Origin of the sequence: Bradyrhizobium sp. NBAIM14 (assembly GCF_020193895.1) — a bacterium.
Taxonomy (GTDB): domain Bacteria; phylum Pseudomonadota; class Alphaproteobacteria; order Rhizobiales; family Xanthobacteraceae; genus Bradyrhizobium; species Bradyrhizobium yuanmingense.
The window spans coordinates 1-24,161 of record NZ_JADYVQ010000031.1 but is presented as its reverse complement, the minus strand read 5'-3'; the positions used below and the strand labels follow the sequence as shown (position 1 = coordinate 24,161).

14 protein-coding genes and 4 pseudogenes are annotated in these 24,161 nt (G+C 61.0%); 14 read left to right on the top strand and 4 right to left on the bottom strand.

Translation table 11 applies throughout. The annotated features are described in order from the left end of the window. Positions 1–14: 14 nt before the first annotated feature. The 7 genes from I6F28_RS35270 to I6F28_RS35240 are packed head-to-tail and all read left to right on the top strand — an operon-like array spanning position 15 to position 9,150. Entirely contained in the window at positions 15–2,057 is a 2,043-nt protein-coding gene (locus tag I6F28_RS35270; RefSeq protein ID WP_225143540.1) for a class I tRNA ligase family protein, read from the top strand. After that, the gene (locus I6F28_RS35265; protein WP_225143538.1) at positions 2,051–2,368 is read left to right on the top strand and encodes a phosphopantetheine-binding protein; all 318 of its coding nucleotides are present in this window, start codon (positions 2,051–2,053) and stop codon (positions 2,366–2,368) included. Before I6F28_RS35270 ends, I6F28_RS35265 begins: the two co-directional genes overlap by 7 nt. Next, the gene (locus tag I6F28_RS35260; RefSeq protein WP_225143536.1) at positions 2,365–5,724 is read left to right on the top strand and encodes a non-ribosomal peptide synthetase; all 3,360 of its coding nucleotides are present in this window, start codon (positions 2,365–2,367) and stop codon (positions 5,722–5,724) included. Before I6F28_RS35265 ends, I6F28_RS35260 begins: the two co-directional genes overlap by 4 nt. Position 5,725: 1 nt before the next feature. Next, positions 5,726–7,237 (top strand): AMP-binding protein, encoded by a 1,512-nt coding sequence (locus I6F28_RS35255; protein WP_225143535.1) that lies wholly within the window; start codon positions 5,726–5,728, stop codon positions 7,235–7,237. After that, positions 7,234–7,488 carry an acyl carrier protein gene (locus I6F28_RS35250; RefSeq protein ID WP_225143534.1) on the top strand — a complete coding sequence of 85 codons (255 nt, stop codon included), beginning with the start codon at positions 7,234–7,236 and terminating at the stop codon, positions 7,486–7,488. Before I6F28_RS35255 ends, I6F28_RS35250 begins: the two co-directional genes overlap by 4 nt. 25 nt (positions 7,489–7,513) lie before the next feature. Beyond that, on the top strand, positions 7,514–8,119 hold the full coding sequence (locus tag I6F28_RS35245; protein ID WP_225143533.1) for a GNAT family N-acetyltransferase: 606 nt from the start codon (positions 7,514–7,516) through the stop codon (positions 8,117–8,119). Beyond that, positions 8,116–9,150: a C45 family autoproteolytic acyltransferase/hydrolase gene (locus tag I6F28_RS35240; protein ID WP_225143532.1), complete on the top strand. Its 1,035-nt coding sequence runs from the start codon at positions 8,116–8,118 to the stop codon at positions 9,148–9,150. The genes I6F28_RS35245 and I6F28_RS35240 overlap by 4 nt, the downstream gene beginning before the upstream one ends. A 43-nt stretch (positions 9,151–9,193) precedes the next feature. Here the strand turns inward: I6F28_RS35240 and I6F28_RS35235 are convergent, their stop codons facing one another. Continuing rightward, the gene (locus tag I6F28_RS35235) at positions 9,194–10,108 is read right to left on the bottom strand and encodes a beta-ketoacyl-[acyl-carrier-protein] synthase family protein (RefSeq protein WP_225143531.1); all 915 of its coding nucleotides are present in this window, start codon (positions 10,106–10,108) and stop codon (positions 9,194–9,196) included. Between the two features lie 102 nt (positions 10,109–10,210). On the opposite strand from I6F28_RS35235, the gene I6F28_RS35230 reads away from it, so the two are divergent. Both I6F28_RS35230 and I6F28_RS35225 read left to right on the top strand, forming a co-directional pair. After that, on the top strand, positions 10,211–12,463 hold the full coding sequence (locus I6F28_RS35230) for an iron-containing redox enzyme family protein (protein WP_225143530.1): 2,253 nt from the start codon (positions 10,211–10,213) through the stop codon (positions 12,461–12,463). Positions 12,464–12,488: 25 nt separating this feature from the next. Continuing rightward, the gene (locus I6F28_RS35225; protein WP_225143528.1) at positions 12,489–13,742 is read left to right on the top strand and encodes an acyl-CoA dehydrogenase family protein; all 1,254 of its coding nucleotides are present in this window, start codon (positions 12,489–12,491) and stop codon (positions 13,740–13,742) included. A 90-nt stretch (positions 13,743–13,832) separates the two neighbouring features. Here the strand turns inward: I6F28_RS35225 and I6F28_RS35220 are convergent, their stop codons facing one another. Together I6F28_RS35220 and I6F28_RS35215 are read right to left on the bottom strand one after the other, a co-directional pair. After that, positions 13,833–14,693 carry an alpha/beta fold hydrolase gene (locus tag I6F28_RS35220; RefSeq protein ID WP_225143526.1) on the bottom strand — a complete coding sequence of 287 codons (861 nt, stop codon included), beginning with the start codon at positions 14,691–14,693 and terminating at the stop codon, positions 13,833–13,835. Between the two features lie 900 nt (positions 14,694–15,593). Next, positions 15,594–15,824, bottom strand: coding sequence for a DUF2188 domain-containing protein (locus I6F28_RS35215; RefSeq protein ID WP_225143602.1), 231 nt, complete (start codon positions 15,822–15,824; stop codon positions 15,594–15,596). 362 nt (positions 15,825–16,186) lie between these two features. Here I6F28_RS35215 and I6F28_RS35210 point away from each other — a divergent pair, with 362 nt between their 5' ends. Together I6F28_RS35210 and I6F28_RS35205 are read left to right on the top strand one after the other, a co-directional pair. Beyond that, positions 16,187–17,206: an IS110 family RNA-guided transposase gene (locus I6F28_RS35210; protein ID WP_225143525.1), complete on the top strand. Its 1,020-nt coding sequence runs from the start codon at positions 16,187–16,189 to the stop codon at positions 17,204–17,206. 201 nt (positions 17,207–17,407) lie between these two features. Then, positions 17,408–18,327: pseudogene (locus I6F28_RS35205) on the top strand (IS3 family transposase); the annotation flags it as partial. 259 nt (positions 18,328–18,586) lie between these two features. On the opposite strand, the pseudogene I6F28_RS35200 reads toward I6F28_RS35205, so the two are convergent. Next, positions 18,587–19,608, bottom strand: a pseudogene (locus I6F28_RS35200) (IS110 family RNA-guided transposase). 78 nt (positions 19,609–19,686) lie between these two features. On the opposite strand from I6F28_RS35200, the pseudogene I6F28_RS35195 reads away from it, so the two are divergent. From I6F28_RS35195 to I6F28_RS35185, 3 genes and pseudogenes are all read left to right on the top strand, one after another. After that, a pseudogene (locus I6F28_RS35195) lies at positions 19,687–19,956 on the top strand (integrase core domain-containing protein); the annotation flags it as partial. 89 nt (positions 19,957–20,045) lie between these two features. Beyond that, positions 20,046–21,083, top strand: a complete 1,038-nt coding sequence (locus I6F28_RS35190; RefSeq protein WP_225143600.1) for an IS110 family RNA-guided transposase — start codon at positions 20,046–20,048, stop codon at positions 21,081–21,083. 1,533 nt (positions 21,084–22,616) lie between these two features. Continuing rightward, positions 22,617–23,795: pseudogene (locus I6F28_RS35185) on the top strand (IS3 family transposase). The last annotated feature ends 366 nt before the right edge of the window (positions 23,796–24,161 follow it).

The following is a 24,161-nucleotide window of genomic DNA, read 5'->3' as shown; positions in this document are numbered from 1 at the left end:
AAGGAACGCACGCTATGAAAATCATAACCTTGGACGAAAGCGCCTACTCTGCTGCGTTCGGCATCGAGATGGCGCCGGTTGGTGGGCTTGCCGGCCCAGGCGGTGCCGCAAGTTTCGGGCGTGTCTTACCGGGGGGCGAGACAACACCGCACCAGCATGACGAAGCCGAGGCATTCGTCATACTCAAGGGCAAGGGCGAAGTGGTCGTCGACAACGTCATCCATGGCGTCGGTCCGGGCTCGGTGGCGGTATTCGAGCCCTTTGAAACGCACACGCTGCGAAATCCGGGTAGCGTGCCGCTGGAATTCTTGGATCTGTATGGCCGCGATCCAGTCCGCGCGGCCGAAGCGGCCAAGAATACCGGCAAGGAACGCTTTGCCGGTCGGCCTGTCTTCGTCTTTTCGACGCCGCCCACACCAAACGGCGATCTTCATCTGGGACATCTCTCCGGCCCCTATCTCGGCGCCGACGTCTTCGTCCGCTTCCAACGCATGAACGGGGTCGCAGCCTATCACCTCACCGGCAGCGACGATTTCCAAAGCTACGTGGTCGCCCGCGCCAACGAGGAAAACACCGAACCTCTGCGCGTCGCCGCACACTATGCCGCGGAGATTCGCGCGACGCTTTCTCTCATGGACATCATGGTCGACCAATTCACCGTTACCGGAACGGACCCGACCTACCGGGGAGGGCTGCAAAATTTCTTTTCGCGTCTGGTCGGCTCCGGCGCGGTGCAGCGGCGGAAGGATCGGGCGCTCTTCGATGGAGCGACCCAGACGTATCTCTATGAGGTCGATATCGGCGGACTGTGCCCGAGTTGCTCGGCGCCGACCGGCGGTAACATCTGCGAGGAATGCGGCGAGCCCAATCTCTGCGTCGATATTGTCAACGCCAAATCCAAGCTTTCCGTGGCGGCACCAGCGCGCGGGACGGCTGAACGCTACTCTCTGCCGCTGCATGATTTCCGCGACACCGTGATGGCTCATCACCGGACCGGTAAGGTTTCGCCGCGGCTCCAGGATCTCGCCCGGCGCGTCTTTGCGCGGGGGGAAATCCATTTGCCCGTCACCCACCCAGCCGAGTGGGGAGTGCCGCCGGTAGAACCGGTCGAAGGACGCCAAGTCATCTGGGTCTGGCCAGAAATGGCTTATGGATTCCTGCATGGCATTGCTGAGCTTGGCCGCCGCTACGGCCAAGAGTGGTCGGCGGACGCGCCGCAGCGCAACTGGAAGATCGTCCACTTCTTCGGTTACGACAACAGCTTTTACCACACGATCCTGTATCCGGTGCTATACGCTCTCGCTTATCCGGATTGGTCTTGCGACATCGAATATAACGTCAACGAGTTCTACCTGCTCGATGCCAAGAAGTTTTCGACCAGCCGGCGGCATGCGATTTGGGGCAAGGATATTCTGTCGCCGGAGATGGTCGATGCAGTGCGCTATTATCTCGCCCTGACGCGCGGCGAAACGGAGCGAACCAATTTCGAGCTGAAGAGCTGCCAGGCCGTCATCTCTGGGGCATTGATCGGGCGATGGCAAACCTGGCTGAACGGGCTGGGCGGTCGTATCGCCTCGCACTTCGGCGGCCATGCTCCGGATGCGGGCGTCTGGTCACCCATACAGAGCGCTTTCCTCGCGCGGTTGCAGACGAGGCTCGACGCGATCGCGGTACATTATGGCGCTGACGGCTTTTCGCTCAATGGCGTGATGCGCGAGCTCAATGGATTGGTTGATGACGTGATCCATTTCACGACGACGCACCAGTGCCTGTCCGGCAATTCCGACGCCTATGACGAGTGGCGCACCGTTATCGCGCTCGAGCTGGCAACAGTCCGGTTGCTCGCTCAATGCGCCACCCCGGTGATGCCGCGCTTCGCCGGCAAGCTGGCCGAGGCGATCGGCACCGATGACGCCACGTCGCATTGGTCGGATCGGGTGATGCTGCTGCGGCCCGGCACCAAAATTGCGCTTGCCACGGCGTGTTTCTTCGCTGTTCCCGGAGCGGCATCGTCTGACGACGCCGGACAACTCGTTAGGAGCGCCCGGTCATGCTGAGGCAGCCTCAGATACAAATCGAGATACAAGACCTGCCGCCATCCGATCCGGAAGCGGTCATACGGACGGAATTTGAAGCGACTCTCCGAGCGATCCTGCACCTCGCCCCTGATGCACCAATCCGGTCACAGGCGCCGGGTGATCTTGGCCTCACCTCGCTCGGCGCGATGACGTTGCAATACAAGCTGCAGACCAACTGGGGCATCGAGCTTTCTGTCGGCGATATTCTGAAGGCAGAGACGGTCGACACACTCTTCGCTCTGGCGATCGCGCGGCGCGCCGCCTGTCAGCAAGAAGGAATCGTAATATGAGTGCCGAGAGCATTCTGAGAGTTGTCGCTGAGCGCGGCCTCGTCTTGTTGCGCAACGGCTCGAACCTGCGCCTCGAGGGGCCTCGATCAGCGATTGACCCGGCGCTGATTGGACTGATCCGCAGCGCCAAATCCGAGCTGATCGAGCATTTGCGGGCCGTGGCGAGGGACGACGGCGGGTGCATCGCTCTGACACCGATGCAGGCAAGCTATTACTATGGTCGCCAGGATCACTTCTCGATGGGTGGCGTGTCCTCCCATGTCTACCGCGAGATTGAAGGCGTGTTTGATGCCGCTCGGCTCGAAGCGGCCCTGGCCGAGGTCGTCGAGCGGCACGGCATGCTGCGCACCCGCTTCGCCGACGATGCGGCGCAGGTCGAAGATAGTGCCGCCGAGTGTCAGCCGGTGCGGATCGCTGTGGCGGATCTGCGCGGCCTGAAGGGTGCCGACCAGCAAGCAATGCGGGATCGTACGCGGGCTGAAATGGCCCAGCAGGTGTTGCCGGCCAACCGCTCGCCGCTCATCGAAGTACGGCTGACAATCCTGGGCGAAGCCAATATGATCCTTCATGTCAGTCATGACGGGCTCGTCATTGATGGCAGCAGCGCATTCCTGTTCTTCGAGGATTGGCGCCGGGCCTATGTCGCGACGGACCGGCCGGGCTTGCGTGACGCCTTGCAAGTATCGTTTTTCGACTACGTTCGCGCGCTCGCGGCGTCGCACGCCGCACCGGAATATATGCGTGCGCGCAATTACTGGCTAAGCCAGCTGGAAAAGATTCCGCCCCATCCGCAGCTGCCGTTGTGCGGCAACCCGGCGGCAATAAGCGCGCCGGTCTCGGTTCGTCATGGATTCCGTATCGAGCCGGAGCGCTGGTCCGCGCTCAAGGCGCAGGCGGTCCGCCGCACGCTGACACCGAATGCCGTGCTTGTTGCCGCCTATGCAGAGGTCTTGTCGCTTTGGGGCGCCGGCGAGCGCTTTACGCTCAACATCACCCTGGCGAACCGCCTACCGATCCATCCCGATATCGACCGCGTCATCGGCAATTTCACCGATTGCATGCTGCTGCCGATCGAGATCGATGTCCGAGCCGATTTCGCAGAGCGCGCCGTCGCAATCCAGACCCGCCTGCGCGAGGGACTGGATCATCGTCAATTCTCCGGTCTCGACGTCATGCGGGAAATCGGCCAGCGTGCCTGCACCGGTCAGGCAGTGCCTATGCCGTTCACCTTCAATAGCACACTCGGAGCTGTGCCGGACGGTTCGGCGATCGCCGCCTGGGGGCGCGAAGTCTATTCGGTAAGCCAGACACCGCAAGTTTGGCTCAATGCCTTCGCACTGGAGAGTGACGGCGCTCTCGTTATCCAGATGGATTCGGTGGACGCGCTGTTTCCGGCAGGGCTGGTCACCGCTCTGACCGAGGGCTATGAGCGGCTTCTCGTCGCGCTCGCCGCCGGTGACGCGGCGTGGTGCCGCATCGATCAGGGGCTCCTGCCGCAGGACCAGTTCGCTCAACGCCGGGCAGCCAACGACACGGCCGTCGCAATTCCTCCCGGGCAGCCCTATGACCGCTTTCTGCAGCATGCCGCCGCAGCACCAGACGCCCTGGCGATCGATTGCGGCACGAGGCGCCTGAGCTATGGCGAATTGCGTGCCGGTGCATGCGCGGTAGCGCGCTGGCTCAAAGGCAACCGCATCGGCCGCGACGACCTGGTCGGCGTCGTGATGCACAAAGGGTGGGAGCAGATCGTCGCGATCCTCGGTGTAGGCCTCGCCGGCGCCGCCTATGTGCCGATTGAGGCGGGGCTTCCAGCGGCGCGGCTCGAGGCTCTGCTGTCGAACGGGCCAATACGGTGCTCGCTGGTGCAGGATACCGCGATGCAAGTCTGCGAGGGCACGGTGAGCTTGACCGTCGATGGCGCCTTCCAGGAGCGAGCTCAGCACACGGAAGCGGATACGCGGCCCGAGGATCTCGCTCCGGTCGATTCGGCACAAGGCGATCTTGCCTATGTTCTTTATACCTCCGGCTCGACCGGCGTGCCGAAGGGCGTGATGGTCACTCGGCGCAACCTGATCAATCTGGTCGCCGATACGACAAAGCGCTTCGAGATTTGTGCCAAGGACCGCTTCTTCGCGGTCAGCAGCTGCAGCTTCGACCTGTCCGTTTTCGACATATTCGGTGCGCTCTCGGTCGGTGCTGCGCTGGTCATCCCCGACGCGGCGCGCGCGGCGGATCCGGGACATTGGCTCGACCTGGCCGCGCGGGCCGGCGTCACAGTGTGGAATTCGGTGCCGGCGATCGTTGGTTTGCTGGTAGATGAGGCCGTTGCGTCCGGCCGGGCGCTGCCACAGACGCTGCGCTTCGCGCTCATGAGCGGAGACCGCATTCCGGCGACGCTGCCGGGGCGGATCGCGGCACTCCAGCCAGATGTTCGGATAGTCAGCCTGGGCGGCCCGACGGAGACGACGGTATGGAACATTCTTTACCCGATCGACCACCCCGGCTCGATCGACGGACCGATACCGTACGGCAAGCCGAACGCCAATAACCGTGCCTATATCCTCGATGCGCAGCGCCGCGAATGTCCCGACTGGGTGCCGGGCGAACTCCATGCCGCCGGCGAGGGGCTCGCTAACGGCTATTTGGGTAATCCGGCCCTGACCGCCGCCGCCTTCTTTGACCACGAGCCGCTGCGCGAACGGCTCTATCGTACGGGCGACAGCGCCCGCTATCGTCCGGACGGAAACATCGAAATCCTTGGCCGGGTCGATTTCCAGATCAAGCTCAATGGCTATCGCATCGACCCGGCGGAGATCGAAGCCGTGCTGATCAATCAGCCGGGTATCGCCGCCGCCGCCGTGGTTGGCCGCAGCACGCGAGACGGTCCGCGCCTCGTCGCCTGTCTCGTCGAAACCGGCGACGGGACCACGGTAGCCGAATGCACTTTGACTGCAGCGCTCGAAGCGGCACTGCCCGAGTACATGGTGCCGCGCCAATTTGTTTGGCTAGAGCGCTTGGCGTTGACCGGAAACGGCAAGGTCGACCGAGCCTTCCTTGCCCAGACTGCGATGCCGGACGCGCCGGACACGGCCACTGAAGCCGCTCCGGCCCCGCCAACCGAACTCGAAGCGAAGATCATCCAGATCTGGTCCGATATATTGCGTTGTGACGCGATTGATCCAGTCAGTGGATTCTACCAACTGGGCGGCACGTCGCTGTCGGGTGTCCGGCTCCTCGCCCGCATACGCAAGGAATTCGGTATCTCCGTGCCGATCGCCAAACTGCCGCGCCTCGACACGCCGCGTAAGATGGCAAGCCACCTCGACCAAGCGCAATCGCACGTGAAGACCTCGTGACATGGAACAGATCATCAACCGGGTCGCGAATGGTCGGCCCTCGGCCGCAAAGTCGATCGCCATCTATGGCCCGGGCGGGCGAACCGTACTGTCGCTATCCGAACTCGACCGGCTTGCTCGGAAGATGGCTGTCTATCTCCAGCGCCTTGGTATTTCCGCCGGGGATCGGATCGGCATCGTGGCCAGGAACCGGCTCGAATGGCTGCTGCTCGACTTGGCCGCGCTGAAGCTTAAGGCAGTCACCGCCGCTTTCGAGGCGGGGAAATTCCCGGCGGCGGCCGCACTCGCCGAGCGATACGCGCTGCGCATCGTCTTCAGCGATGAAGCGTCGGACGCATCTTGCATTCTGCCGATGGACAACCTGCTTGCCACGCTGGAAGCGCTGCCGGAGGATCTCGACCTCCCTCCCGTCGCCTTTGCGCCTAGTGACGTGACGACGATCAAATTCACGTCTGGGAGCACTGGTGAGCCTAAGGGCTTGGCGGCCACGGTCGGCAGCATCGACAGCTCGATTACTGCGACACAGGCGCTGTTCAATCATTCGTCTGAAGACAAGATTTTTGTTTTCTTGCCGCTGTCGCTGCTGCAGCAGCGCTATTGGGTCTATTCCGCGCTCGTCTACGGGCATGATGTCGTGCTGTCGACTTACGAATTGGCGTACTACGCGCTGTCGCGCGAGGCGCCGACGGTCGTGATGGGTGTTCCCGCCTTCTTCGAGACGCTGCGCAAAGCGATCGCAGCGCGGGTCGAGAGCGACGATCCGGCGGCGCTCCGCCGCGCCGCAGTCGAGGCCATGGGATCTCGGATCCGTTATCTCTGGACCGGCTCTGCGCCGGCCAGCCCGGACATGTTGCGCTTCTTCGAGGATTGCGGCACGCCGATCTTTGAAGGCTATGGCATGAACGAGACCTGCATCGTCACCAAGAATGCGCCAGGTGCCCATCGACGCGGCAGCGTCGGCAAACCGATCGACGGCAAACGTGTCTCGATCGATGAAGAGGGCATTGTCGTCGTGCACAGCGCTTTCCCGGTGAATACGAGCTACCTGTTCTGCGCGCCTGGTGACTCGGAGCGCATCTTCCAGCCGGACGGCTCGGTGCGCACCGGCGATCTCGGCCGCTTCGACGAGGACGGGTTTCTCTACATTCTGGGCCGAGCCGACGATATCGTCGTGCTCACCAATGGGCGCAACGTCCTGGTCCGGCCGATCGAGGAAAAGCTTCGGACCTGTCCCGAGGTCGAGAACTGCATCGTTCTCGGTTCAGGAGAGGATCGCCTTTCGGCGATCCTTTGCGCGCCGCACGGCGAGGCGGCGCGCGACGTCATCAAGCGTCATATTGCCGATCTCAACGACACGAGCCGGCCGGATGAGCGGATCGGCACGTTCCTCATCGTGGACGAGCCGTTTAGCATCGAAAACGGGCTGCTGACCTCGCAATACAAACCAAAGCGCAGGGCCATTCTGGCTCGATTTGCGAATGAAATCACCCAAGCGTCAAGGGGCTTGATATGAGCAATCTTCAGTCCACCGTCAAAAGAAATCTCGCAGAACTACTTGATGTCGACGTCGATCGGATCGCCCTCGATGCAAATCTTTCCGATGGATACGGGCTGACGTCGCTCAATCTGGTGCTGCTCATGACGTCGCTCTGCGAGGAGACGGGCATCCCCGTTTTCAGCTTTACCGACAAGGACATCGCCAGCCTCAGGACCCCGCGCGATGTTGTCACCCTGTTCGCAACTGCCGGCCGCCAGGAGGCTTGACATGGCTTGGAAGGACCTCGCCGAGGTGCGGCTTGAAAACGATTATGCGCGGCTGCGGCCAATCGCTTTCACCGATCGTGCGTCGCTCGCCGAAATCGCTTTCGATGCCGATATCTGGCGTTATTTCGTGCAGCGGATCGATGCGGACGTAGATCTTGACCGCTTCATCCAGCAAGCGGTCGAAGACACCGCTGCCACCCGCCGGGTCGTCTTTGCCGTCATCGACAAGGCGACGGGCTCGATGGCCGGCAGCATGGCCTACGGCAATTTGGCTGAGGCCGACCGGCGCCTCGAAATTGGCTGGTCGTGGCTCGGCCGCGCCTATCGAGGGAAGCGGCTCAATCGTTGGGCGAAATTTCTGCTGCTGCAGTACGCCTTCGAACGGCTGGACTGCGAACGCGTCGAGTTCAAGACTGACGTGCTCAATCTCCAGGCGCGCAAGGGCTTGCAGAATATCGGTGCGACCGAGGAGCGGGTGCTGCGGAGCTTCAACTACATGCCGGACGGGCGTCGCCGCGATGCGATCTATTACAGCATCCTGCGCCACGAATGGCCGATCGTTCGGTCCGGCCTGCTCAAAGAAGCGAAACTGACCAGGGCAGCCAGCGAACTGGTTGGTGCGGGGCAGTGAAGCCGCTGTGCCTCGAGGGCCTGCCGCGCGAGCTCGGACGCGCCCATGGAGTGGCGCTCCGGCAGCAGATCCGCACCTTTCTCGATGACGATCTGGCGCGGCTCAATCGCGTCTTGCCGCGGCAGATCAGCCTCACGACACTGGAGCCGGAGATTGCGGCCTATCGCCGCGAGATCGCCGCGGCGATGCCGTCGCTTGCCGAAGAAATCGAGGGCTTGGCCGAAGGCGCCGAGATCGCGCCGGACGAAGCGATGTTGCTGCAGATACGCCGCGAGGTGATGGGCTATTCGCGGTTTCATACGGCAGGCGACTGCACGACACTGTGCCGGCGTGGCGAAGACGGCCCCGTGCTTGCCCAGACGATCGACCTCAATGGCAATCTGGACGACCAGATAGTCATTCTCCGGATTGCTCATCGGTCGAGTCCGCGGCGGGTCTTGCTGCTGAGTTTCACGGGACTGCTCGGGTATCTCGGCCTCAACAGCGAGGGTTTGGCGATCGGGCTCAACCTTGTGCTCGGCGGTACATGGCGCCCCGGCATCCCACCCTATCTTGCTATCCGCCATTTGCTCGACAGCAGCAGCGATATCGATTCATGCCTGGATTGGTTGTCGAGGGTGCGGCTCGCCAGTTCGCGTTCGCTCCTGCTATGCGATGCACACCGCAGCGTTACCGTCGAACTCTGCGACGGGAAGCTTTCCGTCCGAGCCGGTACCACTCTTGTGCACACCAATCATTTCCTGTCGGAAGACTTTGTCGCAATGGACCAGATGAACCCATTCTCGCGCAATTCCTCGGTGCGCCGGCTGGAAGCGTGTGTCGCGCAGCTTGATCGTCCGGGCAGTCACGGAGGCCCGGAGGACTACATGGCCCTTTTATGCCAGGAGCCGATCTGCGTGCCCGACACCGGCAATATATGCCGCGAGAAGACCGTCGGCGCCGTGGTCATGTTGCCAAAGGATGGCATACTCCATATCCGGCGCGGCAATCCCGCGCTGGCTCGAACCGAAAAATTCTGTCTGGCCGTGTGAGATGGCCCGTCACCCCGCCGTTTCAGCCGGCCCAGGCCCAAATTCAACTCTTGCGCAGCAATGCACCGAAGCGGGCACCGGATACGCTCGATCCCAGTGCCAGCAGCTCGCCCGACGCCACCGAACCGCTTGCCGCCAAGTCGATCATATTGATCAGTGGATCGCAGGAGAAGACGTGGCCGATACGTGGAATATTGTCGAGATGGAGCTGGTCGCGGCGGAAGCCAGCCTGCTGCTCCTTCATGATCACGATCGGCTTCCACAGATTGTTGTGCGCGAGGCGCTTGATGTCGCGGAGGCCAACCTCCGCCAGCGCGAACAGTTCGGCATTCGCCCGCCGCGTCAGGTCGGCCGAGATTTCGGCGTTTGGCCTCATCATTCGGGCATCAACCGCCGCGGCTGTGCCAAGCAGTTGGAATTCGCCACTTTGTCCGGCGCTGACGATGCAGCTTGCCGCTCCATCGCTGAACACCGCGAAAGGGCGCAGCCTTTCATCATGCGCGCCGATTGTATCTCCGGCCGCCACCAGGATCGCCTGGTGCCGCCCGCTGCGGACCAGCGTCTCGGCCAGGCCAACAGCGGATGTGAGGGTCGCGCAGCGATTCAGGGTAACGCCGTACGGTATGGCTTGGTGCAGGCCCAGAGTCTCGAGCAGCCGGCCGATGAAATCGGCATGTCGGTCGACATCGGTCGGAAAGTGCGTTGCGCACAGGATGACTGCATCGACCGATGGCTGACGGGCGCCAAAATCCGCCAAGCTCCGGCGCGCCGTTTCGGCCAGCAGCTCGACCGTCGGCCTGGCCGTAACGCGAAAACGATCCCAGCCCCACAAACCCGGGTCGTCGATCATTTGGTTTCGCGCGAGCCACGTGGCCAGACCGGGAATCTCCGTCACACGCCGCTCTTCTTCCCCGAGGAAATAGTGACAGCCGTGAAGATACAATTTCTGGTTTTCCATGCCGCGTCGATCCGCCGGTTGGTGTTATAGGAGTCACCATAGCGAGGTTGTGAAATGAAAGGCCTACCATCAACCGGTATATCATCCAAATCGGATGCGGCCTTGAATGATGTTCAAGGCGCCGCCATACATCGCTTCCTTGGTGGCATGATCGGTCTGTTCCATTTCGATCCGGCGGCTCGACCGTTGGCCGATGCCGCATTGGCCGCGGAGCCGGCCGAGATCGCCGCACTCCTGTTGAAAGATTGCGAAAGTGAGGCGATGCTACTGGCCGCCAAGCAGATTCTGGATGCCACGCTGAGTGTCGCGGAGTGGGACGATGGAGCGCTGGAAGCAATGGCGCAGGCGCCCGTCCTCCGCGGCGGCCGCGTAGATCGGGAACGGCTGTGGCACTGGCTCGAAGAGCACCGTATCGCCACCACGGCGGCGCTCGACGGCGTGGTCGCCTTAGGAACGGCTGCGAAACACTCTCTTCTTCGTGGGCGGGCTGCGCTGTCGTTACTCGGCGATTGCTGGCTCGACACCGTGTCGCAACCCGCGACCCAGCCTGCCGCCATCGTCAACATCCTGTTCGGCCAAAGATGGCTGCTTCTTGGCGAGGGCTGCCCAGCCCGGTCATGTGTCGCTTTGCGCCGTCGGTCCCTCGAAGAGGCCGGCATTTTCCTGCCGTCGATCTCCGATGCGGGCTTCTTCCGCGCGGCCGCGACGGAGCCGATGACGTCACTGCAGGCCGCTTTCTTGCTGTCGCTGTCTCGCTACCCGGCGACCTACCTCCCCGAGTTGGTCGGAATCCACGCTGCCTACCACGCCCTGGGGATCGATGACCGCGTGGCGGGGCTAGCCCCCTTCGTGTCACCCGAAACGGCATGGGAGGCCCTCGACACCTATGTCGACGGGCTGCAAGATGACCCGGCGGGTGAAGCCTTGTCCCGCCGCCTCGTCGATGCGATGCGTGTCTTTGTCGGCCTCGAAAGGCGACAGGTGACGATGCTGGCGGAACTGGCCGGGCAATCGACGGACCGCTCCCTTGATCTGCAGGTCGCCGAGATCATCCGGCGCCACGCGCCGTTTGCCGGGAAACAGCATGGGCGCGTCCGGATCGGCGGAAAGCTGCTCTCCGAGAGTTTTGCTGAAACCAGTTTGGATCTCGCCGTCTTCCTGCGGGATTTCAAGCGCTCCAGCTATCTGCGAGCCGATGCGAAAGGAAGTTGCCGCTTCGTCGACGCCATCAAATTCGGCGGGCCGATGTTCGGCATATTTTCCGAACAGGAAGCGTGCGTCCTCAAATCGTGGTTCCAGCGAGCGGCTCAAACGATCGACGAGCCGATAATCCTGGTACCGGAAGGGCATGACGAATCGGTCACGCGATTGTGGCTCGCCAGCATCCGGAATCGCCCACCCCGCGACACTGTGTTCGAATCTGCCCCAGATCTCGATGACAGGACGCTGTTCTACCGGCTGGTCAATATAGAAAATTTCGCGAACACATTATCGGTTGCGCTGGAGCGCGCACGCGTGGGGTTGGCTCGGGCGGAGGTCCTTTTCAACAACGAGGCCACGGGGCGATATACAGACGCTCGCTTTTTCGAGTATTCCCCCGAGGCCCTGGAAGCTCGGGTCGAGTCGATCTATTGGCACAAGCTCGTCGAACCCTATGCGCCACTCAACGACATTCCGCCTCGTGACGAAGTTGTGTTCGGTCAGAAATACTTTGCGCTGGGCAACCTGATCGATGGCTGCTGGGCATTTCGAAGCAGCGGCACGGGCCGCTTCGAGCGAGCCGCAGATGCGACTTTGTTCAGCATCTATGCCGATGAGATGGGCTTGGGTGATATTCAGAAGAACCACATCACGCTGATCTATGGGGTCCTGAGGAGCCTGGAGATCGACCTGCCGCATATCCGTGACGAAGCGTTCATCGATCAGGACGAAATCCCCGACAACTTCTATACTTTTCCATTGAACCAGCTGTCACTCGGCCTATTTCCGAACCGCTTTCACCCTGAGATTCTCGGCTACAATCTGGGCGTCGAAATGTTTGGCCTCGGCGAGGTGCGGCTGCATGAGATCCAAAAGCTGAAGCACTGGGGCTTCGACCACATTTACGAGGATGTGCACCTCTCCATCGACAACCTCTCCGCCGGACATTCACGGCAAGCGGTGACGATCATCCAGGCGCATCTCGACGAAACGGAGCGGCGATACGGCACCGCTGCAGTCGCCGCCGAATGGCGCCGCATTTGGAATGGCTATGCTGCGTTTTCCTATTTCATGGAAGGTGGGACGCTGGAATCGCCCCACTCTGTCATGATCGACGATGATGCGATCGGCGATCATTGTGCTTTGACGCTCTGACCGTTCGGCGAGCCGGTGCCAGCGGATGACCGGATCCTGGCGGGCGGTGCCGCCACGAGGCCACCGCTTTGCCTTCGGGAGAGTTTTGCAACACCGGGTCGAAGGGGCCGCCGTGAAAATATTCGACACCTCGGTTCTTAGACTGCCGCTCTACGAGGAACGGCATCGGCAACTCGCGAGGCGAATTGAAAGCTGGGCTGACGAGATCTCGCCAGAACTTGGCGAGATCGAAGGTCGCTCGCCCGCCGAGATGGGCCGTCATCTAACGGCCCTGTTCGGGCGAACCGGCTGGTACGCGGCCGTCGGCGGCGCCGATGCGGCCCCTGATTTCCGCAGTATCTGCTTGATTCGCGAGGGCTTCTCGTTCATCCATGATTTGTGCGATTTCGCCTTCTCGATTCAGGCCCTGGCCGCTGCGCCGCTGGTCCGGTACGGTTCTACGGAACAGCGCGCGACTCTGCTCCCGGACATACTGGCAGGGCGGTCGATCGGGTGTCTGGCCTTATCCGAACCCGACGTCGGCTCGGACATTGCCAACGTTTCGCTGCGTGCCGAACGTCGTTGCGAGTCCTATGCCCTGAACGGGACGAAAACCTGGATTTCCAACGCCGACATTGCCGATTTCGCGATTGTCCTGGCCCGAACGGCTGACCAGTCGGGGCCACTGGGGCTCAGCTTGTTTTTCGTGCGCGCTCAATCGCCTGGGATGCGTGTCGCGGAGACGATTGAGGCGATGGCGCGGCGCTCCTTTGGCAGCCTGAGCTTTGACGAGTGCATCGTGCCGGCGGCCCAAATGATCGGAAAGCCGGGACTCGGCTTCCAAATCGCGGGCGAAATCCTTGAGCAGTATCGGATGACGGTTGGCGCTGCCGCGACCGGTTTCGCCCGCCGGGCGCGGAGCGCAGCGCTAAAATGGGCTCGCTCTAGACGCCTCTCGACCGGCACGGTCTGGGACATGCAATTGACTAAATCGAAGCTCGCCGACAGCGAGGTGGCGCTGACCGCCAACGCATTGCTCATCGCCCAGGCGGCGTGGGAAATTGACCAGCAGATCCGTGGCTTTGGAAAGCACTCCAGCATCGCGAAACTGTTTGCGACTGAACATGCACAGCGGATCATCGATGATGCAGTACAGATCTTCGGCGCCGCGGGAATCGTGAAGGATGCCGTGCCCGAACGTCTCTATCGGCAGATCCGATCGCTGCGCATCTACGAAGGAACCTCGGAGATTCAGCGCCTGATCATCGCAAGCTATCTCCAGCATCCTGACATCGGATAGGCCTCCCGCGTGAAGGGCGGCAGGCAGACTCGACGGCGTGACCGCGGGGCTCTACGGGCAGGGATCTCGGGGCCAACAACTCCCAACCGGTCACAACTCACTGCGTGAGGAGCGCGGTCCGAGAAGAAACCGGTTGACCGCATCGGCAAATTCGTCTGGATCTTCGACCATCACCGCGTGGCCGGCACGAGAAACTTCGCACAGCTGGCCATTTTTCAACAAGCGTATGATATCTAGTGCTTCTTTTTTGCAAAGGACCGCAGATCCTCGGCCTCTTATCAATAATGTTCGGCATAAGATCTTAGAAAAAATAGCCCGAACATCATCCGTTCGCGCCGATCCTGTGCTTATTAGTTGCTGAATCCTCTGATCGACTTTGAGTACAAATCTTCCATCGGCGGTCTCGCGCAGAGCGTTGTCTACGATGTGACGAAGCATTCGTGGATGAGTCAGCGGTCGCTTGGCCGATATCCAGGCGGCGTACTCGGCGAGCGAGTTGTAGCCATCGCATTGCTCGTGGAACTGCGAGAGAATATTTTCGCAAACGTCCGGTTCGGTGCTCAAAGAGAAATCTACAAGAACCAAGTCTGTTACAAGGTGAGGGACGGCTGCAGCAACTTGAAGCGCCACGGCCGCACCAAGGGAATGCCCTACAAGAGAAACATTACCAAGTTTGTATTTCTGAATAAGATCGAGAACGTCTGTGGAATAGGGGCCAACGCCATAATTTCCTGTTGGATCTTCATCGGAATCTCCGTGCCCCCTGAAATCGATGATTATGGCACGGTATTTTTTCGGCAAGCGAGGTGCAAAGTCGTACCATACATAGCCACCTTCGCCGAAGCCATGAAGGAGTATGCAAGTCGCGTCTCCACGACCACACTGCTCTATGCGGAAAGAGAATTGGTCTGCCCCGGGCGCCGGCGTGTGCAACAGGTCCGGCACTTTCATAGATAGCACCTTATCGTTCGTTAGATGAAGGGCAGCTCCGATCCAGTGTCTAAATCTGCAACGATATCGTCATCACCCCATAAGATGGATGGCTCTATGCGCTCGATCACGGGGGGCCAAGCGTTTAAAAAGACAACCAAGAGTTCTAGCAAAAGTAGCAAAATTATCTATATACCGATAGTGGGTTGAGGGTCTCAATAGCGCAGCCACCTGATCGAGCTCCATGAAGCCTCGCTTGTGATGGTCGAGGCGAACGACGCCTGATCGCACGATCGGGCCGACGGCCTGGCGAGCGTTCATTGAATCCACCGGGAGCGCCATCGAACCTCCAAGGTGGAATACAGAGCGACGATCAAGAGGTTCGGTAGCCACGAGGTAAACGCCGGGATCGGAGACGTGCTGGAATAGCTGGCGTACCCCAACGCATAGCCGATCGGAATCTGCAGGCGAAGGACAACGGCTCATCGGGAGATGTATCCTGTCTGCATCCGTCTCGCACCTTGCCGCTGCTATTGGTTAAACCGTGGTCTTGCCACTGGGATTTCCCGGGGAGGGAAACGAGCGTCTCGCGCCGCCAACTCGGTGGCCAGCCATATCACAAACAAAGCCTGTGACCTTTAGCCCCGAGAGGGTCGGGTGGCACTCACCCCTCACCCTCTAGAAGATCGCGTATGCGTGCAGCGATCCGCCGCGCGTCCTTCGGCCTAAGATTGGGCTTCACACTATCGAGTATGCCCAACACTGCCTGAGCCTCCTCTGCATAAGATGTCGCGACTTGGCGATCTGCCAGGCTCAAAGACTGATCGGCCGCGCGGGCCTGATTGGCTGCAAGCACCTCAAGCGCTTGCGACCGTAGGGCTGTGATGTGCCGCTCGAAAATGTGCATTCCGTTGGCCCGGTTTAACCTGGTGGGTACGAGTCGCGCCCATATACCCACTCGCTTCTGAATCTATTGTCGTGGCTTTGGACCAGAACCTGCGCGTCGTTTCCTGCCTGCCCCTGCTCGTGGGCGTTCTTCACTGCGACACCGATGGCCTCTTGCTCAGTGGCATAGGGGCCGGAGTACACATCCTTGAGCGAAACCGCCCATTGGCCCCTGTAGCGCGTGACGAAGTATTGAACGCCAGCCATAAAGCCTTTCTCCGGCATCGCCTCTATGATCGTTGGTCCGGATGATCTTTGCAAACCTGACGCGGTCGTCTCAACTACCGGAGTTGGTGGCCGCCTCGTAGCGTCGCTAACGCGCGGGGTGGGCGCATTCAAGTCGACGATCTCGTTACCTGGGTGTCTCACCGGCCCGCACGTTAATCTTGACCTTGCCCCCTGGACTTAATCCAGATTGAAGTTCGCTCTGGCCATATGAGGACCAGAGCATGAAGCGCAGCCGCTTTACGGAAGAGATGGGGTATTCGGTCCCGATCGCCTGACCTATTTGCTGCGCGGCACGTTTTGACTGACGATCATGGACCAACTCTATCCGAAGGAGAAGCGTCATGATCTACGTCGGCCTCGATGTTTCGCTGAATTCCGTTGCGGTATGTGCGGTGGACGAGACCGGAAAGCTTATCCGGGAGGGAACGACGTTGGCGGACGCGCCATCGATTGTGCAGTACCTCGAACCATGGGCTGGTCAAGTTCAACGGGTGGGCCTTGAGGCAGGACCGACGTCAGAATGGCTGACCGCAAATCTAATCGAACTGGGGCTGCCGGCCGTCAGTTTGGAAGCCCGCCAGGTTAAGGCGGCACTTTCGGCCATGCCGGTGAAGACCGATCGGAATGACGCCCGTGGGATCGCGCAGGTGGTGAGAACGGGATGGTTCAAGCCTGTTCACGTCAAGAGCATCGGCAGCCAAAGGGCGCGGACGCTGGCCGCGGCTCGCAAGCATATCGTCCGCTCCATCGCTGCCACAGAGCAAGTCATCCGCGGACTTCTGCGTCCGCTCGGTCTCAAAGTCGGAATCGTCTCGCGGACTCTGTTCGCGACGCGAGTTCGTGAGTTGGTCGGCGATGACGCCTTGCTGGAGGCGATCATGAATCCACTGCTTGCCGGACGCGAAGCGCTGATGCGGGAGTACGCCCGACTGCATCGTCTGGTTCTGAAGGCCGTGCGCAGTGACCCGGCTTGTCGGCTCTTGATGACAATGCCGGGGATCGGCCCGGTCTCTGCGTTGACCTTCCGCTCCACTGTGGACGATCCCAGGCGATTCCTGCATTCCCAATCTGTCGGCGCCTATCTCGGGTTGACGCCCCGGCGATACCAATCTGGCGAGGTTGATCGGGTGGGACGGATCACAAAAGTCGGAGATGGAGAGACGCGCACAGCCCTGTTCGAAGCTGCCAACGTCGTTCTCAGGCCATCAACCCGATGGTCTCCGATGAAGGCCTGGGCGGTGCGTGTTGCCCACCGGCAAGGAAGCAAGCGTGCGAAGGTCGCGCTGGCCAGAAAGATGGCTGTCGTCCTTCACCGAATGTGGGTTGATGGAACCGAATTCCGATGGACGGCGGTGGCGTAAGGACGCCATCGTCATCCCGAGAGACGCCCGTCGCGGGGCGTGGGGATGGTCGAGTTCGTATGATCTGTCGTGGCGTCCGCCCTCCAGGTCGGGTGACTACGCCGAAGAGCTTGAACCGACCATTCAACCGAATCCCATCGTGTGGCGGCTTTGCCGACCACGAACAGAAGCAAGGTACCCGCGGCACGCGCTCTTAAGGGATTGACAGAAGCAGACCGAATACAGAAGCAGATCATCGGGATTTTGAAGGAGCACGAAGCTGGCGTGTCGGTTGCCGATCTGTGCCGGAAGCACGGCGTCAGCGATGCCAGCATCTACAAATGGAAAGCCAAGTTTGGCGGGATGGAGGTATCGGAGGCCAAGCGGCTGAGGACGCTGGAGGATGAGAACACGCGTCTGAAGCGGCTTTTGGCCGACGCCATGCTGGACAATGCTGCGTTAAAGGATCTCCTGGGAAAGAAGTGGTGACGCCCGCGGGGAAGCGGAAAGCTGTCGCCCATCTCATGGAGGCCCACGAGATGAGCGAACGGCGGGCGTGTAAAGCCATCGGCTGTTGCCGCATGACCATCAGATATCGGACGACCCGGGCGGATGACGCGGCCCTACGCCAACGCATGAGAGCGATTGCCGAGGTGCGCCGTCGCTTCGGCTATCGGCGCCTGCATGTTCTGCTCAGGCGGGAGGGCTATCTGGTCAACCACAAGAAACTGTTCCGGCTCTACCGGGAAGAGAGGCTCGCGGTCCGTCGCCGTGGTGGCCGCAAGCGGGCGCTCGGGACCAGGGCGCCGATGGTGGTGCCGATAGTGCCGAATGACCGCTGGTCGCTCGACTTCGTCTCGGACCAGCTCACCGATGGCCGCCGCTTCCGCATCCTGACCGTGGTCGACGAGTGCACGCGCGAATGCCTGGCGTTGGTGGCCGACACCTCGCTGTCGGGCTCCCGGGTGGCGCGGGAGCTGGACCGGCTGATCATCGAGCGCGGCAAGCCCAAAATGGTGGTCAGCGACAACGGCACCGAATTGACCAGCAACGCCATCCTGACATGGGCCGATCAGAGCCGCGTCGCCTGGCATTACATCGCGCCCGGCAAGCCGACGCAGAATGCCTTCATCGAAAGCTTCATGTATAGACGGCCCCGCGGGTGCAAGAGGTTTTTACAGCATTTTGGATATCGGTCGGGTGCGTTCATGTATACGGCCTGTTAGTGCGACCGATGCCATGGCCGCTGGCCCTGATGGAGATCGCGGATCGAGGCCTCATCAACGGGTCGCGCTTGTTGCGCTTAAAGCTCTTCGGGCTTGCTCGATCCCCAGCTCCGCCGGTGTCCATCATGCTGTCATTTGCCCTACACACCATAAGGTGGCCAACATACGCGGAAAGTCAGGCCGCGAGCTTTGACCGATAGAATTCTCCGGTCGTCATCATCGCCCAGACGATCCGGGCCAACTTGTTGGCAACGGCGACGGCGACGACCATGGGCCGACGCCGTTCAAGCAGGGCTTCGATCCAGCCGCCTCCAACCCGGGAGCGTGCCTTTGGGTACCGAACGACGTTACGTGCTCCGATGACAAGCAAGTGCCTGAGATAGGAATCGCCCTGTTTCGTAATCCGGCCGAGCCGATCCTTCCCGCCAGTGGAATTCTGCTTAGGCGTCAGGCCAAGCCAGGCCGCGAACTCCCGCCCGGAGCGGAACATGGTCGCGTCCGGTACGGTCGCGGCGAGAGCCGTGGCCGTTATGGGACCGATCCCGGGAATCGAGGACAGCAACTTCGCCATCGGATTTACTCGCTGGATCTGAGCTAGCTCGCGCTCGATGGCCTCGACCTGCCGGTCCAATTCCTTCAGTTGGTTCATAAGAACGGCCAGTGCGATGCGGGCATGGGACGGCAGCGTCAACCCCTCGTCATCCAACAAGTCCACCAGACCATCCACCCGTTGCCGGCCTTGCCCGAGGATGATTCCGAACTCAGCAAAGTGAGCCCGAATGGCGCAGGCTGTCATGGTTCGCTGGCGGACCAGCAAGCCTCTTGCACGATGAAGCATCAAGAACCCTTGGTTCTCGACGCTCTTGATTGGAACGAACCGCATATTTGGACGGGTGACGGCTTCGCAGATCGCGGCCGCGTCAGCAGCGTCATTCTTGGCTCCTCTTCGTACGTAGGGTTTGACATAGGCCGGCGGAATCAATCTTACATCGTGTCCAAACTGCCGAATCTCCCGCGCCCAGTGAGAGCGGTCGCGCAAGCCTCGATGCCGACCAAGCAAGGTGCGAGCGAGGAGAAGAACGACATGATCTCGCCTCGCCGGAGGCGCTGGCGACTGGTCACTTGGCCTTGGCTGTCAACTGCATGGATGTGAAACACGTGCTTCGAAATGTCCAATCCAATTGTCGCGACTTTCATAGGGAATAGCTCCTGTTAGCGGGTCCGTACATCGCCAGTATATCGCGGCGCCGAGGGAGCGGGGCCGTCTTCCCCATCAATGGCCGTCTCCGAGACGAATTGTTGAACGAGACGCTGTTCACGTCGCTGGCCCAGGCCCGCGTCGAACTCGGACATTGGCGGGCCGACTACAACGATACGCGACCTCACTCGCAACTCGGATGGAAAACACCATCGGAGTTTGCCTTCACCTGCAACCCGCGACGGGATCTGGCGCTGCGCTATGCCGATGGCTCCGCACCAGCTCCCGTCGCTACCACCGCCCATTCGGCTAAATCCAACAGCCGGGGCGAACTCAGGACTGGATAAAACTTGATGTGGTGGAACGGCCCGCTCCAACTGCATCAAAGTGCTAGAACGTGGTCGTTGTTCGAACGCCACAAAGGAGGGACCGTTCCGTGAAACAGGTTAGCACCATCGGGTTAGATTTGGCCAAGCACGTTTTCCAGGTTCACGGCGCGGATGCGGAGGGCTCGCCCGTGTTCAACAGGAAATTGCGGCGCAGCGAGGTTCTGCGCTTCTTCGAGAAAGTGCCACCATGCCTGGTGGGGATGGAAGCCTGCGGTAGCGCCCACTATTGGGCGCGCGAGATCGCAGCTCTCGGTCATGAGGTGCGGCTCATTCCCCCGGCTTATGTTAAACCCTTCGTCAAGCGAGGCAAAACGGATGCGGCGGACGCGGAGGCCATCAGCGAAGCGGTGACCCGCAAGACCATGCGCTTGGTCCCGATCAAGACGGCCGAGCAACAGGCTGCCGCGATGGTGCTGAAGACCCGCGCTCTTCTAGTGCGGCAGCGAACGCAGGCGGTCAACGCGTTGCGCGCGCATCTGGCTGAATTGGGCATCATCGCCACCGCTGGCCTTGCAAAGGTTGAGGCGCTGATCGCAATCGTACGGGATGAGACAGATGCTCGCCTGCCCGCAGCAGCGCGCTTCGCGCTGAGGGCTATTGTCGACCAGATTGAAGCTTCAGCCGACCAAATCGAGAGGCTCGAGCGCGCGATTGTTGTGGAGACCAAGCACGACGAGGACATGCGTCGGTTGACCACGATACCTGGCGTCGGCGCCATCACGGCGGCGACCATCAAGGCGCTCGTGCCGGATCCCGGCGGGTTCAAGTCGGCTCGCCACTTTGCCGCCTGGCTCGGATTGACGCCGCGGCCTCATTCAAGCGGAGGCAAAGAGCGACTGGGAGGAATATCGAAGATGGGAAATCCGGAACTCCGCTCTCTGCTCGTTGTCGGGGCGACGGCCGTCTTGCGGGTTGTCCGAAACGACGCTCGGGCGCGGCCGTGGCTGAAGGCGCTTCTCGCCAGACGGCCCTTCAAGGTTGCCGCGGTCGCGCAGGCCAACAAGACGGCGCGGATCATCTGGGCGCTTCTGAACAAGGGCGGGACGTACCGACGTCCCGACCCGCTGACTGCCGCCGCCGTCTGATGGACGCAGTGACCGCCAAAGCGATCTGACCGGCGCAGGCCGGCAGAGGGCAAGGTGCAACAACAGCCGATGAACCCATGGGACGACATCCCGAAACGAGTGAAGCTACTGCCCCCAATGCGCTCAAACGCGTAAACTTGATTTAGCCCCTCGTTCCGCGGATCTCATCGAGGCCAGCGGCCATGTGCCGCGCGCAAAGGCCGGACATATGACCGCACCGAATATGTGAAATCGACTGAAAAAGCTCTTGCCACGCGGGCCGTTCCACATATGGGGGCAAGGTCAATCCACGTGTCGAACGCGTCCTTGGAGCAACCACAATAGGCGGCCCGCGTCGGCCTTAGTGGGGCCCCGAGGCGCGATCTGATCGGCGCGTAGTATCCGCTCCGAACGTCTCAGCTCTGCGGGCGAAGGTTTGTCACGCTGATGATCACCGTCCATTTGGACCTATGGTAGAAGTTAGCGGCAACGTGACGCGGCGCCCGCTTAGAGAAAAAGCGCTGTCCCCTACCACGCGCCGCTAACTTCAACATGGCCAGCCTCAAGCGCCTGAAGCTGACGGCGGAAAGTATCGTCCGGAAAGCCCGTGGCACAACTACCAGGACTGGTCGTCGCCAGGCGCTTGGGCGATCAGTCTCGGCGATCTTCGAGTTCGAGACGTTGCGAATGACTTCCATTTTAGTTCCCCTACAGGCTTCTTAGTGAAACCCCGCAGAGACTGATGGAAGCCTCCGCTGGCGGCGGGAGGCTAAGAACCTGTAGAGCACAGGCGCGCTTATTCGTGGTGTTTCCAGCCTTAGCGCGGCCCTCCCGCCATAGCGGAACGTCGAACGGAAAGCCGGACACAAAAAAGCGCCGTTCGAAGCTCGGCGCTGTGGGCGCCTTTAATGGGGTTCTTAGGCCCCGCGCAATCTATCGACTGCGCAACTATACAATGCACAACCGCGCCGTTTCTGTCAACGCCAAATCCGCTTTAAGCCACTGATTTTAGGGGCGTTTTGTAAGGTGACATTCCTTACACAGACTGAACCACCTCGCGACCCTCGGTCGGTAAGGGGTTGAAGACTACGCCCATTGATAAATCGATGTCTGTGGAAAGCAGCGCGGATGCGACTCGGCGCCCATATCGACCAGGGGGTCTTGGATAGGGGGCGCTGCCTGCCGCATCCGCACTTCCGGGACGGTTGGCGACGAACGTGACTCGGCGCATTCCACCTGGAATGGAGCAAGCATGGAAGGCGCTGTCCCTATCACGTGCCGCAAATCCCGGTAGTGGATTCTAGCAAGGCGCCGCCAAGCAATCGCCTACCGGGATTGGTGGGCATGCAGAAACGATCAGAGCGCCGCGAACTGTGCGCTGATCTCCCCATATCTCCGCTTCAGCTGCCGCAACCTCTGAAGGCCAAGCGCCCTCTCAAGCATCGGCTCGCCGCAGCATTTCATCACGACCCGAATGGCGCGAGCCGGAATGTCCTGAACCTCCTCCGAATTGATGGACACCTGTAGTAGGCTCGAAGAGCCAGGAGGTGTCGGATGGAAGGACGTCAACGTCGGTCGTTTACGGATGACTACAAGCGGCAAGCGGTTGATCTCGTAGTGTCGAGCGGGCGCTCGATCGGATCTGTTGCCAGGGAGCTTGGCCTGCGCGATTCCGTGCTGCGGCGGTCGGGTGGAGCAGCGAGGGGCCCGGCTGGAGCCGACGGCGGCGACGCGGCGCCCCACAACGCAGGCGACGCTGCCGTCGGCGGACCACGCGGCGGAGATCGCGCGTTTGCAGCGGGAGAACGAGCGGCTGCGCATGGAGCGTGATATTTTAAAAAAGTCCATTGCGATCTTTGCTGGAGTTCCGAAATGAGATTCCGCTTCATCGAAGATCGCCGCGCCGACTATCCGGTGATGATCATGTGCGGTGTGCTCGGTGTCTCGCCGGCCGGCTATTATGCCTGGCGCTCGCGCCCGGAGAGCCAGCGATCCGCAGCCAATCGTGAACTCGTCGACGACATCAGGCGGGTTCACCGCGACACCAATGGCCGCTATGGCAGCCCGCGCGTCCATGCCGAGTTGAGGGCTCATGGCCGCGGGGCCAGCCGCGGTCGCATCGAGCGATTGATGCGCCGCCATGGCATCAGGGCCATCATGGCGAAGCCACGACGGGTGCGGACCACCGACAGCCGTCACGATTTCCCGATCGCCCCGAATCTTCTCGAGCGCAACTTCATCGCCACTGCTCCGAACCAGATCTGGCTCGCCGACATCACTTACGTCGAGACCGAGCAGGGTTGGCTCTATCTGGCCACGCTGATGGATCTCTACAGCCGCAAAATCGTCGGCTGGGCGATGGCAGATCATTTCCGCGCCGAACTGCCGATGGCGGCCCTAGCGATGGCCATTGCGACACAGCGGCCTGGCGCCGGCTTGATCCACCATTCAGATCGTGGCGTTCAATATGCTTCGGCGGAGTATCGCAAGATGATGCAGTCCGCCGGTTTTCGGGCCTCGATGAGCCGCAAGGCCGATTGTTACGATAACGCACCGATGGAGAGTTTCTTCCACACGCTCAAAACAGAACTCGTCCATCAGCAGCATTATGAAACACGTGAGGAAGCCAGACGTGATATCTTTGCTTACATCGAGGGCTTCTACAATCGAAAGCGTCGTCACTCCGCCATCGGCTATATCAGCCCGATCGAGATGGAGCTAAAAGCAGCTTAACCCTGTCCATTTTTTCGGGGGAAGATCATCCTGCCGTCATGAAGCCGCCCACGCTAGGAACGGCAACACGACTTCGGGCAGCTCATCCGTCAAGCGCAGAACGTTGATGGCATCGCCCCCACATTGCCTCAGCTTCGCGATCGCGTGTGCGAGGACATCGGGAGTATCAGGCTCGACGGCCGCAGTGCGCGGTGCGAACTGTAGCTTTACGACGCCCATGTCACTCTACGCCCCTGCCGTATAGCGCGACAATCTGGGTGGGAAGCGCACGACAATCAGGATGGCGAGTCGGTGTCGCGGCGAGGTGATGATTGCCGCGTTAATTGTCGCGCGCAAGAGTTTTTTGAACTCTGATTGTCGCGGAGC